This window comes from Streptomyces sp. WM6372 (assembly GCF_001279655.1).
Classification (GTDB): Bacteria; Actinomycetota; Actinomycetes; order Streptomycetales; family Streptomycetaceae; genus Streptomyces.
Genome location: NZ_LGDB01000025.1, coordinates 41,223 through 53,953, shown reverse-complemented (window position 1 = coordinate 53,953; position 12,731 = coordinate 41,223). Strand labels below are relative to the sequence as shown.

The following is a 12,731-nucleotide window of genomic DNA, read 5'->3' as shown; positions in this document are numbered from 1 at the left end:
ATGGGTCAAACCGCCCGTTGGGCTGCTCCGGCCGGGTGTGTCGCACGGGGCGAGAGGTGCTGCACGGGGGTGGATTTCTGTACCGACAGGCAGCACGATGCCGCCACTGAACGCGCTACTCGCGCGTAACAAGGTAAAGGGGACCCCATGCTGACGCCCCGCCAGAAACTGCTCGCACTCCTGACGCTCTGCCTGGCGCTGCTCGCACCCTCCCCGGCCCAGGCCGCCGCCCCTGTGCAGCCGCACAACCCCGTCGTCTTCGTCCACGGCTACAACGCGGATCCGGGCGTCTGGGGCGGTCTGCGCGAGGACCTGCGCGCCGCCGGGTACGCGGACTCGGAGCTCTTCTCATGGGGTTACGACACGCACCGGTCCGTCAACGAGGTCGTGGCCGGACAGCTCGGCGCGTACGTCGACCAGGTCCGTCGGCAGACCGGCGCCGCCAGGGTCGACATCGTGGCGCACTCGCTCGGCTCGCTGGTCGGCCGCTGGTACGTGAAGTTCGGCGGCGGCACCGCGACCGTGGACCACTGGGTCTCACTGGCCGGCCCCAACCACGGCACCTCCACGGCGTGGGCCTGCGCCCTGTGGGACCAGGCCTGCCGGGACATGACCCCCGGTTCGTACGTCGTGAAGAACCTGAACGCGGGGGACGAGACCCCGGGCGCGGTGAAGTACGCGACGTTCTGGTCGAACTGCGACGAGGTCGTCAACCCGGACGACAGCGTCCCGCTCACCGGGGCGGCCAACACGCCGGTCGGCTGCCTGAAGCACAACGACCTCTTGGGGGACGACGCCACCTCGGCGGGCGTCAGGTCCTTCCTCGCCTCCTAGGGCCCGCCGCTCAGGGCGCGGCCTGGACCTCGACCCCGTCGACCGCGACGCGCTGGAGCAGGCCGTACGTGAACTCCGCCACGCACGGCCGGCCCTGCGCGCTGAACGCGAGGCGCCACCGGGTCGGCGCCGTCCCCTCCATCGGGCGCACCGGGGCGAAGGCCCGCGCCACCTCGTCCACCGTGGCCGACCAGGGCGCCAGGTCCTGCGGTGACTCCAGTACGGGCCCCCGCGCGCCAGGGGCCCGGACCAGCCACTCGTTCCACACCGCCCCGTCCGGCGCGGCCAGCACCTCGAAGCGCAGGTCCGGCCAGAGCGGCACCGGCCACAGCAGGGCCTCGCACTCCAGATCGCCGATCGCGCGGGCGGCCGCGGACTCGGGGGGCCCGAGCACCGAGCGGTAGCGGGCCAGCGCACCGCGCGAGCGGGGCGAGCGGACCATCGCCTGCCAGCGCTTGTTGGCCTCCCGCTGCTCGGCGAGCGAGGCGCCGAGACGCCGGCGCGCCTGCTCGGCGAGGTCCGGCTGGAAGTCCGCCATCCGACGCAGAAGCACCAGTTGGAAGGCGGCCGGACCGAAGGGTCCCGAGGGTGCGGACGGGGTCATGGAGGCCACGATTCCACACAGGACCTCCACGAACCCGCGATACGGATGTTGCGCGGGACCACGTAGCGTGCGGACGTCATGGACTACTGCCACGCGTGCCGGAGGCACCTGAACGGCGCCCTGGCGTGCGCCGGCTGCGGAACCCCGGTCGAGTACCTGCCGCCCGCCGCGCCCGGGGTGTCCGCCGTGCCCGCCGCCCCCTACGGCTCCGCGCGGTCCGAGGCCGGCGCCCCGCTCGCGGACCCGTTCGCGGACTCGCTCGTCGTGCTGTCCGGTGCGGACCGGGGCGGCCGGGCCGGATCGCGGCGCCGCGCCACGCACCGCAGGCGCCGCCGGACCCTGCTGACGCTCGGGCTGGGCCTGGCGCTCGCGGTCGGGGGCACGGTCGCGCTGGCCCGGATCGTCACCGAGGGGCAGAAGACCGACCGGGCCGCACAGGTGGAGCTCACCGACGGGAACGGCCCGCAGGATCCGGGTCCGCTGCCGAGCGGCAAGGGGACTCCCGCCGCGCCCACGGCGCTGAAGCCGGTGAAGGCGTCCGGGTCCGCGAAGGCCACCGCCGGCGGTACGCAGCCGGCCGAGCCGGGGGCGTCCGCCGAGGGGTCCGCGCAGCCGGGTCCGACGGCGTCGGCCTCCGCATCGGGGAAGCCCGGGCCGACCAAAGGGGCCACCGGGCCGGGGCCGTCCGTAAAGCCGAGTCAGTCGGGGAAGCCCTCGCCGAGCGCTTCCGGGTCGGCGCAGCCGCCGTCGCCGAGCCCCAGCCCCGCGCCGACCAAGACCGGCTGCTGGTTCATCTTCTTCTGCTGAGCGGCCGGACGCTCGCTCAGCCCAGCATCCGCTTGAGCAGGTCCCGCAGGACCGCCCGCTCGGCCGTGGACAGTCCGGCCAGCGGTTCGCGCGCGAAGTCCAGCGACTCGCGCAGCCGGTCCGCGGTCTGCAGGCCCTCCTGCGTCGGGGCGGCCAGCTTCACCCGGCGGTCCGCCGGGTCCGGCCTGCGCTCGACCAGGCCGCGCGACTCCAGCCGGTCCACGATGCCCGTGATGTTCGAGGGCTCGCACTTCAGCTGCTGCGCGATCCGGCGCATCGGCATCGGCTCCAGGGACAGCAGGTTCAGTACCCGCGCCTGGGCACCGGTGAGCTGGTGGCTGGCTGCCGCGTCCTCGTACTCCTCGTGGTAGCGGGCCACGACGGAGCCGATGAGCTCGACAACCTCAAGGGTCAGGGGATCTGCGCGACGACTGGGCATGGATCCAGAGTACCCATTTACTTGACAACATGAAATATCCAGGCGCATGGTTGTTTCACCTACTGAAGTATTCGTCGATTCCTCGATTCGGGAGCGCACATGTCTGAGATCCCTGCCGTCAGCCGCGAGTGGCACCTCGTCCGCCGTCCGCAGGGCTGGCCCGTCGCCGAGGACTTCGCCCTGCGCGAGGTCGAGGTCACGGCCCCGGCCCCCGGCCGGATCCTGGTGCGCAACCTGCACATGTCCGTGGACCCGTACATGCGCGGCCGCATGAACGACGTGAAGTCCTACGTCCCGCCGTTCCAGCTGGACAAGCCGATGGACGGCGGCGCGGTCGGCGAGGTCGTGGCCTCCGCCGCCGAGGGCTTCGAGGTCGGCGACCACGTGCTGCACGGCCTGGGCTGGCGCGAGTACGCCGACGTGCCCGCGCAGCACGCCACCAAGGTCGACGCCGCGCTCGCCCCGCTCTCCGCCTACCTCGGCGTGCTCGGCATGCCGGGCCTGACCGCCTACGCCGGCCTCTTCGAGGTGGCCTCCTTCAAGGAGGGCGACTCCGTCTTCGTCTCCGGCGCGGCGGGTGCGGTCGGCAGCCTCGTCGGCCAGTTCGCGAAGATCAAGGGCGCCGCCCGGGTCATCGGCTCGGCCGGCTCGGACGAGAAGGTGACGCTCCTCACGGAGAAGTACGGCTTCGACGCCGCCTTCAACTACAAGAACGGCCCCGTCGGCGAGCAGCTGAAGGAGGCCGCCCCCGAGGGCATCGACGTCTACTTCGACAACGTCGGCGGCGACCACCTGGAGGCCGCCATCTCCTCCCTGAACGTGCACGGCCGCGCCACCCTGTGCGGGGCGATCGCCCAGTACAACGCCACCGAGCCGACCCCCGGCCCGCGCAACCTGGCCCTGGTCATCGGCAAGCGACTGCGCCTCCAGGGCGTGCTCGTCGGCGACCACGCCGGGCTCCAGCCGCAGTTCGTCCAGGACGTCGCCGGCTGGCTGCGTTCCGGTGAGCTCGTGGCCGACGAGACCGTCGTCGAGGGCGTGGAGAACGCGACCGAGGCCTTCCTCGGCATGCTGCGCGGTGACAACACCGGAAAGATGATCGTTTCTTTCACCGGCTAGGCTCACCCCACGCCGTCGTGATCGTGGGCGCGAGTCACGGCGATTACCAGGAGGATCTCTTCGCATGTCCATCCAGCAGTCCGACGTCCTGTACACCGCCGTCGCCACCGCCGAGAACGGCCGTGACGGCCGCGTCGCGACCACCGACGGCCAGCTCGACGTCGTCGTGAACCCGCCGAAGGAGATGGGCGGCAGCGGCGCCGGCACCAACCCGGAGCAGCTGTTCGCCGCCGGCTACAGCGCCTGCTTCCAGGGCGCGCTCGGCGTCGTCGCCCGCAACGAGAACGCGGACATCTCCGGTTCGACCGTCACCGCCGAGGTCGGCATCGGCAAGAACGACGACGGCTTCGGCCTGATCGTCAAGATCTCCGCCTCGATCCCGAACGTGGACGCCGCCACCGCCAAGGACCTCATCGAGAAGGCCCACCAGGTCTGCCCGTACTCCAAGGCGACCCGCGGCAACATCACGGTCGAGCTCGCCGTCTGATCCGGCTCGCGCTCGCCGAAGGCCGCACCCCGCTTCCGCGGGGTGCGGCCTTCGCCGTGTCCGGCCCCCGTTCTAAGCTGGACCCATGCGTGATCTTGCGGGGGGATTCGGCCATCTGCTGGCCGGACAGAGATGGGTGCTGCGACACGGCCGCTGGCTGGGCTTCGGCCTGCTGCCGGGGCTGGTGTCGCTCGTGCTGTACGCCGGCGCGCTGATCGGGCTCGGCTACGGCGCCGACGACCTGACCTCCTGGGCCACGCCCTTCGCCGACGACTGGTCCGCGCCGTGGCTCGGGCTGTTCCGGGGCTTCCTCACCGCGCTGGTCTTCTGCCTCGGCCTGTTCGTCGCGGTGATCACCTTCACCGCCGTGACCCTGCTGATCGGCCAGCCGTTCTACGAGTCCCTCTCGGAGCAGGTCGACCGCAGCGTCGGCGGCGACGCCCCCGAGTCCGGGCTGCCGCTGTGGCGGGAGCTGTGGATCTCGGCCCGGGACAGCATCAAGGTGCTCGGCCGGGTGCTGCTGTACGGGATCCTGCTCTTCGCGCTGGGCTTCATCCCCGTCGTCGGACAGACCGTGATCCCGGCCATCGGGTTCTGCGTGTCCGGCTTCTTCCTCACCGAGGAGCTCACCGCCGTGGCGCTCCAGCGCCGGGAGGTGGAGCTGAAGGACCGGCTGGCCCTGCTGCGCGGACGCCGCGCGATGGTGCTCGGCTTCGGAGTCCCGCTGGTCCTGGCATTCCTCGTGCCGTTGGTCGCCGTGTTCCTGATGCCGGGTGCGGTGGCGGGGGCCACGCTCATGGCCCGGGAGCTGCGCGGCGAGGACGAGGAGCAGGCCGACGGGGACGGGGCCGAGGACCCGGCCGACGGGGCGGCTCGGCAGGGCCGGCCCGGGCAGCCCGGCCATCCGGCGCATCCGGCGCATCCGGCTCCGCGACAGCAGTCCCCGTACGCAGGGCCGTACGCCGCCGAGCCCCGGTACCCGGCGCCGCAGCAGAACCCGTACGCGCAGTAGCCCCCAGGCGGTGTCCGCGCAGTCCTGCCTGGCCCACGACTGCGCGGACACCCCTAGGACTGCGCGCGGGGCTCCACCCAGAGGGCCTCGCCGACCGCACACAGGTCGCCGTCCGCGGTGGCCAGGGCCGTGCCCACGCGGTACTTGCGGCCCTCGCTGCCGAGCAGCCAGGCGTACGAGACGAGGCCGGCGCCGACCGGCACCGGGCGCAGCAGCCGCGCGGTCAGGGCTGCCGTGACCGCCCCGGCCCGCCGGTCGTCCAGCAGCCGCCCGGCCGCGTTGCCCGGGCAGTCCAGCGCGCCCCACACCAGCTCGGTCGGCAGCAGTCCGTCCGCGTCCCCGAGCGCGGGGCCCGGGGTCCAGGCGGCGGCGACCAGCGGGCCGCCGGAGACCCGGCCGCAGTGCAGGCGCAGTCCGGTGTCGGGGGTGCGGTGCAGACCGCAGCCGAAGCAGTCGACCATCCCGTCCGGGGGCGCCGCCCGGTAGGCGTCCGCCGCCGCCGAGGCCTGCTCCCAGGACGGGGGCTCGGGGGCCTCCACAGCCGGCTCGGCGGGGCTCGCCGCCGCCAGCAGGAGCTCGCCGTCCACCAGCAGGGCGCCACCGTCGGCGGTCGCGGCGAGCCCGACCGGGGCGGCCGTGGGCACCGGCCGGCGGAAGTCCACCCGTACGGTCTTCGCGGTCGCCCGCGCAGCCAGCACCCCGGCCACGTAACCGCCGAAGGCCACCCCGGGATATCCGCTGAGGTGGGCCGGAACCGTGATCGTCTCGAAGTCGGTCATGCCCGCCACCCCATCACACACGTCGTCCTCGTCACAGGTGTGGGCCAGGCGGCCCCGCAACTATCGTGGCGGCGCGTTCGTCCTCCATCCTGGAGAGACGCGTACCGCGCGCAGGGGCTTCGGAGGTGGCCGGATGGCCGAACAGCCGTGGGGGCAGCCGTATCCGGTCCGCCCGCAGCAGCAGTCGTACGGGCAGCCGTGGCAGCCCGTACCCACCGCGCAGTCCGCGATGCGCGCCTCGAACACCGACCGGGACCGGACGGTGGACGTGCTCAAGGCCGCGTACGCCGAGGGCCGGCTCTCCCGCGAGGAGTACGGGCAGCGCTTCGACGCCGCGTACAAGGCGCAGACGTACGGTCAGCTCGCGCAGCTGGTCGCGGACCTGCCGGCCGGGCCGATGCCGGGCCCGTTCGGCGCCGCCGCGGCGGGGCTGCCCGCCGCGTACGGGCCGGCGCCGATGCCGATGCCGGTTCCGCTGCCCATGCCCCTGCCCGCCCGCCGCGTCAACGGGATGGCGATCACCTCGCTCGCGCTCGGCGTGCTGAGCCTGCCGACGCTCGGCGCCGCGGGCCTGGGCGCCGTGGCGACCGGGCACGTCGCCAAGGCGCAGATCCGCGCGCGCGGAGACGAGGGCGACGGGCTCGCGACGATCGGCCTGGTGCTCGGCTGGCTGTCGGTCGGCGGCTGGGTGCTGCTCTTCCTGCTCGCCGGACTCGGGGCGCTCAACTGACCGGTTCGTCCCGGCCGGCTGACGCCGTCCTTCCGGGACCGGTACCCGCCAAGGGCGGACCGATAGTATGCGTGGCGGCAAGAGCCGAGGCTGTCCCACACCGTCCTTGAGTCCGCCGCCCGCCGCCGTCGTCCGGAGCCGTCGGAGCTTCCGGGCGCCGAAGCCGTGGGCCCGGATCCGGGCATTGGATCGCCGAGAACGACGACCGGCCGTCGCGCCGAGCACCGACCAGCAGTAGGGACACCGTCAGTGACAGTCAGTACCGAGGGGTCGGCGGCCGTGCGCCCCGTTCCCCCGAGCGGACCGGCCGCGAACGCCCCCGGCAGCTCGAAGGCCTCGGATGCGGACCGGGCCCCGCGGCGCACCCCGCGCTCCCGTGGCGGGCTCCTGCTGCTGGAAGCCGCCGTGGCGTTCGCCGCGGCACTGGTCCTCCCCTTGCTGGCACGCGGCTTCAAGCTCAACCCGCTCAACCGGATCGCGCAGGTCAGTGGTCTGGCCGCGATCCAGCTGCGGTTCGCGCTGGTCGGGCTGCTCTTCATCGGCGCCGTGGTGCTGGCGATGCGGCTGCGCGGCGGCCGCCACTTCGACCTCGCCACGCGCCTGGCCGCCGCGGCGCTCGCCGGCCTGGCCAGCGGCTTCGTCGCGGCGGGCGCGGTCGTCGCGCTGCTGGGCACGCCGTGGCCGATGTTCGGCCTCAACGGTGACAGCGGCCGCATCGTCGAATGGGCCCATGCCGTCGCGAACGGTCAGCCCTCGGGCTCGCCGGTCTACCCGCCGATGCCGCTCTACACCCTCGGCTACTACGCCGAGTGGTTCCACGGCGGCAACACCGCGTACGCGTTCAAGGACCTCCAGATCCTCGGCGCCGCCGCCTTCGGTCCGCTCGTCTACCTCGCCTGGCGGATGCTGCTGAGCCCCGTCCGGGCGCTGGCCTTCGGCGTCGTGCCCGCGTTCGCGCTCATAGACTCGTACAAGCCGTACAGCCAGACCGTGCTCGTCCTGCTGATCCCGGTGCTGGTGGCGATGGTCGTGGCGCTGCGCCGCAGCGGTACGGAGAGCTGGCGCCCGCTGCTGCTCAAGGGCGCCGGGTTCGGCGCGGTGCTGGGCGTGCTGTTCCTCACGTACTCGGGCTGGTTCCTGTGGAGTGCGGCCGGCGTGCTCTTCGCCGCCCTGCTGTACTTCCCGTGGAAGACCGGCCGGCTCAAGGGCGCGGCCTTCATGGGCAGCGCCCTGGCGGCGTTCCTGGTGGTGGCCGGGCGCTACCTGATGGTCATGCTGAAGGAAGGGCAGACCACCAAGGACTACAACTTCCGCTTCGACAACTTCACCGACCCGGCCTACTACCTGATGTGGCGCACGGACATGCCCGGCAAGGTGGGCGACTGGCCGCCGCCGGGGGAGTTCGGCGGGGTCGGACTGTTCGCCCTGCTGACCTTCGTGTGCCTGGGCGCCGCGATCTGGCTGGGCCTGCGCAAGCCGCTGGTCGTCACCATCGCCGCGATGTTCATCAGCGCGTGGGTCATGCGCATGTACATCGCCTCGCACATGTACGAGACGCAGACGGTCCAGCTGTACACGCGCACCAACAACCAGCTGCTGTACTGCGGGCTGATCCTGTGCGCGCTGGTGGCGCACCTGGTCTCGCTGAAGCTGGCCGAGCGGCGCACGGCGTCCGGGGCGACCGCGCCCGCCGACGGGGAGCCGTCTGCACCCGCCGCCGGCCGTACCGGCTTCCCCGGCCGCGAGGGCGCCGTGATCGGCACCCTCTGCGCCCTGCTCCTGCTGCTCGGCACGGTCTCCTCCTCGATGTCCGACCGCTACATGCCGGCGCAGGACGGCACCTACCGGATCCTGCCCTGGGTCTCGCACACGATCCGGCAGCAGGACGGGACGTGCCCGAAGTTCGCGCCGAAGGGCGAGTGCTCCAAGGACGGCGACCAGAGCTGGCTGAGCTACATCCGATGATCAGAAGGAAGCGATGATCTCCGCACTGACGCGCCTGGCCGACTGGTCGGCCCGGACCCCGAAGCGGCTCTGGGCCATCGCCTTCGCGCTGTTCTTCACGCTCGCGGCCTCCTGGTCCGCCGCCACCCCGCTCGGCGGCTCCCCGGACGAACACGCCCACTTCATCCGCGCGGCTGCCGTCGCCCGGGGCCAGATCGGCGGCCCCGAGGTGATGGTCCCGCACATGGTGGCGGGCATCGAGGGCAAGTTCGCCGAGACCGGGGTGCAGCTCCCCGAGTGGTACAAGCCGCTGCCCAAGCAGCACGAGTGCTACGCCTGGCACGAGGACAAGCCCGCCTCCTGCGCGCCCGCGATCGGGCACTCGGAGAAGACCGTCCAGGTCACCACCGCGGCCGGCCGCTACCACCCGGCGTACTACCTCGTGACCGGCTGGCCGAGCCTGCTCGTCGACGGCCCGAAGGGGCTGTACCTGATGCGGCTGATGTCGGCGGCGCTGTGCTCGGCCCTGCTGGCCAGTGCCGTGGTCACGGCCGGCGAGTGGCGGCGCCGGCGCTCGGTGGCGCTGCTCGGCGTGTTCACCGCGGCCACGCCGATGGCCCTGTACATGGCCGGCATGGTCAATCCCAGCGGCGGTGAGATCGCCGCGGGCGTCCTCGTGTGGACTGCCCTGCTGTCGATCCTGATGTCGCCCGATCCGCGGCTGCTCAACCGGCGGCTGGCCCGGGTGGGCATCGGCGGGCTCGTGCTGATCAACATCCGCCCGCTGGGGCTGATCTGGTTCGCCGGGGCGGTCTTCTTCGGCCTGCTGCTCGCCCACCGCGGCGTCCTGCGCTCGGTGCTGCGCTACAAGGCCCTGTGGGTCTGGACCGCGCTGCTCGGGCTGGCCACGGCCGGTGCGCTGCTCTGGGCGCGGGCGCATCCCGACAACTCGGTGATCAACACGCCGAAGACGCTCACCGCCAGGGAAGCCGCCCGGCAGACCTTCGGCAACACCGAGACGTACGTCCACCAGATGCTCGGCTACTTCGGCTGGCTGGACACCCCGGCGCCCGCCTTCACCTGGCTGGTCTGGCTGGGCGTGATCGCGGTCGTCACCGCGCTGGGGCTGGCGTACGGGCGGCTGCGCGAGGCGGTGGCGCTGGTCGGCATGCTCGTGGCCATCGTGGTGGTGCCGGTGGTGGCCCAGGCCTCCCAGGCGGAGCAGCTCGGCATGGTCTGGCAGGGCCGCTACCTGCTGCCGTTCGCCGTGGGCCTTCCGCTGATGGCGGTGCTGATCTGCGCGAGCCGCGCGCCCGAGCGGGGGTTCCCGTGGCGCCGGCTCGTCGGCTTCGGCGTCGCCGGGCTGGCGCTGGCGAACGCGGCGGCGTTCTTCTGGGCGCTGCGGCGCTTCGCGGTCGGCGTCAACGGGCCGTGGGTGCCGTTCTCGGCGCACTGGGCACCGCCCGGCGGCTGGGTGCTGTGGACCGGCGTGTACACGGCGGCGGCGTTCGCCCTGGTGCTGCCCGCGCTGGTGCGGGACCGCGAGCCCGCCGCGGTGGAGACTCCCGCGGAGCGGGAGCACGGCACCCGCTCCGGGCGGCACTCGAAGGTCCCGGCGATCGGCTGACGGGGCTCGGCCGCCGGACCGGCACGCAGCCGGACCGGCGGGCCGGCGGGCCGGCGGGCCCTCAGGCGCCGGTCCCGGCCGTCGCCACGTCGGCCGCCGCCGCTCCGGCCGCCGCCACCTCGGCCGTCACCACGGAGGCCGTACGGTCGTCCGCCTCGGCCAGCAGCGCGCCACCCGGGGCCCAGACCGCGGAGCGCCCGCAGCCGGTCCACGGGCCCGCCGGACCGACGTGGTTGGCGAGGACGACGTACAGGCCGTGCTCCTCGGCGATCCCGGGGTACACGGTGGCCCGCTCCCGGATGCCGTCGCCCGTCCCGTACAGGGAGCTCGCCAGGTGGACCCGGCAGCCGTCCGCCGCCGCGCCGGCGGTGAGCTGCGGGAAGTGGTTGTCGTAGCAGACGCCGAGCGAGAAGCGGATCCCGCCGAGGGAGAAGCGGCCCGGGCTCCCGCCGGCCGCGAACACGCTCTGCTCGGCCCCGTAGAGGTGCTGCTTGGCGTACGTCGTCACGTGCCCGCCGTCCGCCCCGTAGACCAGGGTCGCGAGGACGGGCAGCGGACCGGCGGTGCGCAGCGCGGCGTTGACCGCGACGGCGATGCCGGCGGAGCGCAGCGGATCCAGCCGGGGGTCGTCGGCGTCCGCCAGCCACAGCCCGGGGTCGGCGGCCAGGGCCTCCAACTCGTAGCCGGTGAGGGTGAGCTCGGGGAACACGACGAGCTCCGCGCCCTGTGCCCGGGCTTCGGCGGCGAGCGCGAGGCTCCGCTCCGTGTTGGCGGGTATGTCGGCCGGTGTACAGCTGAGCTGCGCTGCTGCGATCTTCACGGACCCAGCATGCCAGTACGGCCCCGAATGCCCGGCCGGTACGGGGGTCGACGAGGAGGCGCGGCCGCGTGATGCTGTAACGGTCCGCGCACTCACCGGAGTTGACGGAGGATCGGCTGATGCCCGACTGGATCCACCCGGTCCTCGCCGGCGCCTTCCTGGTCGTGTCGTACCGCCTGGTCCGCACGAGCGGCGCCGGGCTGCGGGTCGCCGTGCTCCTCATGGCCCTCCTGAACGCGGGCGTGCTGTGGCTGCTCGCCGCCACCGGGCCGGCCTGGGCCGTGCTCGCCGTCGCCCTGGTGTCCCTGGCGGCCGCGGTCCACAGCCTGCTGGCGGCGGTGCGGACCCTGGCGGCCCGTATCCAGCGGGTCGACACCGAAGCCTTCCGCGCCCTGATCCGGCAGGCGGCCGGCGCCCCCGGCCCCCAGGTCGTGGGCGTGTGCGTGATGTTCAGCGGCGCGCTCGCCCTGACCGCCTTCGCCGACGACGCGCACCCCGAAGGCCGCCAGTTCCACCTCGTGCCCGGCCCGGACTGCCCGTTCTGCCTGGTGGAGGAGCAGATCCGGGACTTCCTCGGCCCCGCGGACCCGCTGCTCGCCGCGTACCGCTCCCACCTGGAGGAGGGCAGCAGCCGCCACCTGCTGGTCAAGCGGCGCTCGGAGCGGGAGCCCTGGACGGGACGCCTGCGCGACCGGGTCTACTACCGGGTCCCCGCCCCGGCCCGGCGCCCGCCCTGCGCCGTCCACGACCCGCTGATGGGCCGTCCGCAGGCCGTCGGTCCCTAGCCCGCTTCCGGGCCGCGCAGCAGGGTCAGGAACGAGCGGAAAGCGGCCGGCATGTCCACCGACTCCGGGGCGAGCAGCCACTGGTACTGGAGGCCGTCCATGACCGCGGTCAGCAGCGGGGCCGCCTGCTCCGGGGTGAGGCCCGAGGGCAGCCGGTCCCCGAACTCGGCGCGCAGCACCGCCGCCATCTCGGAGCGCACCTGCGCGTAGCGCTCGGTGAAGAACTCCCGCGCCGGATGCCCGTCGGTGACGCTCTCGCCCAGCAGCGCCGAGAAGGTCTGCACGATGCCGGGACGCATGGCGTTGTAGTCCACCAGCGAGGCCAGCAGGTCCAGGCGCCAGGTGCCGGCCGAGGCGCGCGAGCCGCCGCCGGTGTCCCAGCGGTCGCGCTCCTCCAGCACCGCGACCAGCAGCGCCTCCTTGGTCGGGAAGTAGTGCAGCAGCCCCTGCTGGGTCAGGCCGACGCGCTCGGCGACCGCGCCCAGCGACGCGCCGCGGTAGCCGCGCTCCGCGATCACCTCGACCGCCGCGCGGACGATGTCGCCGCGCCGTTCCTCGCTCCTCGCCCTGGCCATCGCCCCGGCACCTCTTCCGCTCACGCCGCGTCCCGCTTCGGCGGCGGGACCGTACGTACGTTATCGGAATATCACGAACACATTACGAACCCTACCGCTCTACCGGTATCGGGTCCACGATGGGGGACACCCCCACCCCCGCACCGCAGCACCGCACCGCCCCGCACCG

General features: G+C 73.4%; 14 protein-coding genes. 9 read left to right on the top strand and 5 right to left on the bottom strand.

What is annotated here, in order from left to right:
* The first annotated feature begins 147 nt into the window (after positions 1 to 147).
* A complete protein-coding gene (locus ADK52_RS04340) occupies positions 148 to 834 on the top strand; it encodes an esterase/lipase family protein (RefSeq protein ID WP_053688443.1) in 687 nt (228 codons plus the stop codon).
* Between the two features lie 10 nt (positions 835 to 844).
* Here ADK52_RS04340 and ADK52_RS04335 read toward each other — a convergent pair whose 3' ends face one another.
* Entirely contained in the window at positions 845 to 1,438 is a 594-nt protein-coding gene (locus tag ADK52_RS04335) for a hypothetical protein (RefSeq protein ID WP_053688442.1), read from the bottom strand.
* Positions 1,439 to 1,516: 78 nt separating this feature from the next.
* On the opposite strand from ADK52_RS04335, the gene ADK52_RS04330 reads away from it, so the two are divergent.
* Positions 1,517 to 2,245, top strand: a complete 729-nt coding sequence (locus tag ADK52_RS04330; protein WP_053688441.1) for an SCO2400 family protein — start codon at positions 1,517 to 1,519, stop codon at positions 2,243 to 2,245.
* 16 nt (positions 2,246 to 2,261) lie between these two features.
* Here ADK52_RS04330 and ADK52_RS04325 read toward each other — a convergent pair whose 3' ends face one another.
* Complete coding sequence (locus tag ADK52_RS04325; RefSeq protein WP_053688440.1) at positions 2,262 to 2,684, bottom strand: MarR family winged helix-turn-helix transcriptional regulator; 423 nt, start codon at positions 2,682 to 2,684, stop codon at positions 2,262 to 2,264.
* Positions 2,685 to 2,783: 99 nt separating this feature from the next.
* On the opposite strand from ADK52_RS04325, the gene ADK52_RS04320 reads away from it, so the two are divergent.
* The 3 genes from ADK52_RS04320 (at position 2,784) to ADK52_RS04310 (ending at position 5,302) form a co-directional block, all read left to right on the top strand.
* Complete coding sequence (locus tag ADK52_RS04320; protein ID WP_053688439.1) at positions 2,784 to 3,803, top strand: NADP-dependent oxidoreductase; 1,020 nt, start codon at positions 2,784 to 2,786, stop codon at positions 3,801 to 3,803.
* Positions 3,804 to 3,867: 64 nt separating this feature from the next.
* On the top strand, positions 3,868 to 4,290 hold the full coding sequence (locus ADK52_RS04315) for an organic hydroperoxide resistance protein (protein ID WP_053688438.1): 423 nt from the start codon (positions 3,868 to 3,870) through the stop codon (positions 4,288 to 4,290).
* An 85-nt stretch (positions 4,291 to 4,375) separates the two neighbouring features.
* Positions 4,376 to 5,302: an EI24 domain-containing protein gene (locus ADK52_RS04310; protein WP_078987947.1), complete on the top strand. Its 927-nt coding sequence runs from the start codon at positions 4,376 to 4,378 to the stop codon at positions 5,300 to 5,302.
* Positions 5,303 to 5,355: 53 nt separating this feature from the next.
* On the opposite strand, the gene ADK52_RS04305 is transcribed toward ADK52_RS04310, so the two are convergent.
* Positions 5,356 to 6,081, bottom strand: coding sequence for a hotdog fold domain-containing protein (locus ADK52_RS04305; protein ID WP_053688437.1), 726 nt, complete (start codon positions 6,079 to 6,081; stop codon positions 5,356 to 5,358).
* A gap of 133 nt (positions 6,082 to 6,214) precedes the next feature.
* Between ADK52_RS04305 and ADK52_RS04300 the strand changes: the two genes are divergently transcribed.
* The 3 genes from ADK52_RS04300 to ADK52_RS04290 all read left to right on the top strand — a co-directional run bounded on the left by ADK52_RS04300 (position 6,215) and on the right by ADK52_RS04290 (position 10,382).
* Entirely contained in the window at positions 6,215 to 6,811 is a 597-nt protein-coding gene (locus ADK52_RS04300; protein ID WP_234343363.1) for a DUF1707 and DUF4190 domain-containing protein, read from the top strand.
* 249 nt (positions 6,812 to 7,060) lie between these two features.
* Positions 7,061 to 8,776, top strand: coding sequence for a hypothetical protein (locus ADK52_RS04295; protein ID WP_147420054.1), 1,716 nt, complete (start codon positions 7,061 to 7,063; stop codon positions 8,774 to 8,776).
* A gap of 13 nt (positions 8,777 to 8,789) precedes the next feature.
* Positions 8,790 to 10,382, top strand: a complete 1,593-nt coding sequence (locus ADK52_RS04290; protein WP_053688435.1) for a DUF2142 domain-containing protein — start codon at positions 8,790 to 8,792, stop codon at positions 10,380 to 10,382.
* A gap of 61 nt (positions 10,383 to 10,443) precedes the next feature.
* On the opposite strand, the gene ADK52_RS04285 is transcribed toward ADK52_RS04290, so the two are convergent.
* A complete protein-coding gene (locus ADK52_RS04285) occupies positions 10,444 to 11,202 on the bottom strand; it encodes a carbon-nitrogen hydrolase family protein (RefSeq protein ID WP_053688434.1) in 759 nt (252 codons plus the stop codon).
* A 119-nt stretch (positions 11,203 to 11,321) separates the two neighbouring features.
* Between ADK52_RS04285 and ADK52_RS04280 the strand changes: the two genes are divergently transcribed.
* On the top strand, positions 11,322 to 11,987 hold the full coding sequence (locus ADK52_RS04280; protein ID WP_053688433.1) for a hypothetical protein: 666 nt from the start codon (positions 11,322 to 11,324) through the stop codon (positions 11,985 to 11,987).
* Here the strand turns inward: ADK52_RS04280 and ADK52_RS04275 are convergent.
* On the bottom strand, positions 11,984 to 12,562 hold the full coding sequence (locus ADK52_RS04275) for a TetR/AcrR family transcriptional regulator (RefSeq protein WP_053688432.1): 579 nt from the start codon (positions 12,560 to 12,562) through the stop codon (positions 11,984 to 11,986). The two genes, ADK52_RS04280 and ADK52_RS04275, sit on opposite strands and share 4 nt — an antisense overlap.
* Between the last annotated feature and the right edge of the window lie 169 nt (positions 12,563 to 12,731).

Excerpts from the sequence above, each read along its gene's own strand:
- ADK52_RS04330 (WP_053688441.1), top strand. The coding sequence starts at position 1,517 with ATGGACTACTGCCACGCGTGCCGGAGGCACCTGAACGGCGCCCTGGCG.
- ADK52_RS04310 (WP_078987947.1), top strand. The coding sequence starts at position 4,376 with ATGCGTGATCTTGCGGGGGGATTCGGCCATCTGCTGGCCGGACAGAGA.
- ADK52_RS04325 (WP_053688440.1), bottom strand. The coding sequence starts at position 2,684 with ATGCCCAGTCGTCGCGCAGATCCCCTGACCCTTGAGGTTGTCGAGCTC.
- ADK52_RS04315 (WP_053688438.1), top strand. The coding sequence starts at position 3,868 with ATGTCCATCCAGCAGTCCGACGTCCTGTACACCGCCGTCGCCACCGCC.
- ADK52_RS04340 (WP_053688443.1), top strand. The coding sequence starts at position 148 with ATGCTGACGCCCCGCCAGAAACTGCTCGCACTCCTGACGCTCTGCCTG.
- ADK52_RS04320 (WP_053688439.1), top strand. The coding sequence starts at position 2,784 with ATGTCTGAGATCCCTGCCGTCAGCCGCGAGTGGCACCTCGTCCGCCGT.
- ADK52_RS04275 (WP_053688432.1), bottom strand. The coding sequence starts at position 12,562 with ATGGCCAGGGCGAGGAGCGAGGAACGGCGCGGCGACATCGTCCGCGCG.
- ADK52_RS04290 (WP_053688435.1), top strand. The coding sequence starts at position 8,790 with ATGATCTCCGCACTGACGCGCCTGGCCGACTGGTCGGCCCGGACCCCG.
- ADK52_RS04280 (WP_053688433.1), top strand. The coding sequence starts at position 11,322 with ATGCCCGACTGGATCCACCCGGTCCTCGCCGGCGCCTTCCTGGTCGTG.
- ADK52_RS04300 (WP_234343363.1), top strand. The coding sequence starts at position 6,215 with ATGGCCGAACAGCCGTGGGGGCAGCCGTATCCGGTCCGCCCGCAGCAG.
- ADK52_RS04335 (WP_053688442.1), bottom strand. The coding sequence starts at position 1,438 with ATGACCCCGTCCGCACCCTCGGGACCCTTCGGTCCGGCCGCCTTCCAA.
- ADK52_RS04305 (WP_053688437.1), bottom strand. The coding sequence starts at position 6,081 with ATGACCGACTTCGAGACGATCACGGTTCCGGCCCACCTCAGCGGATAT.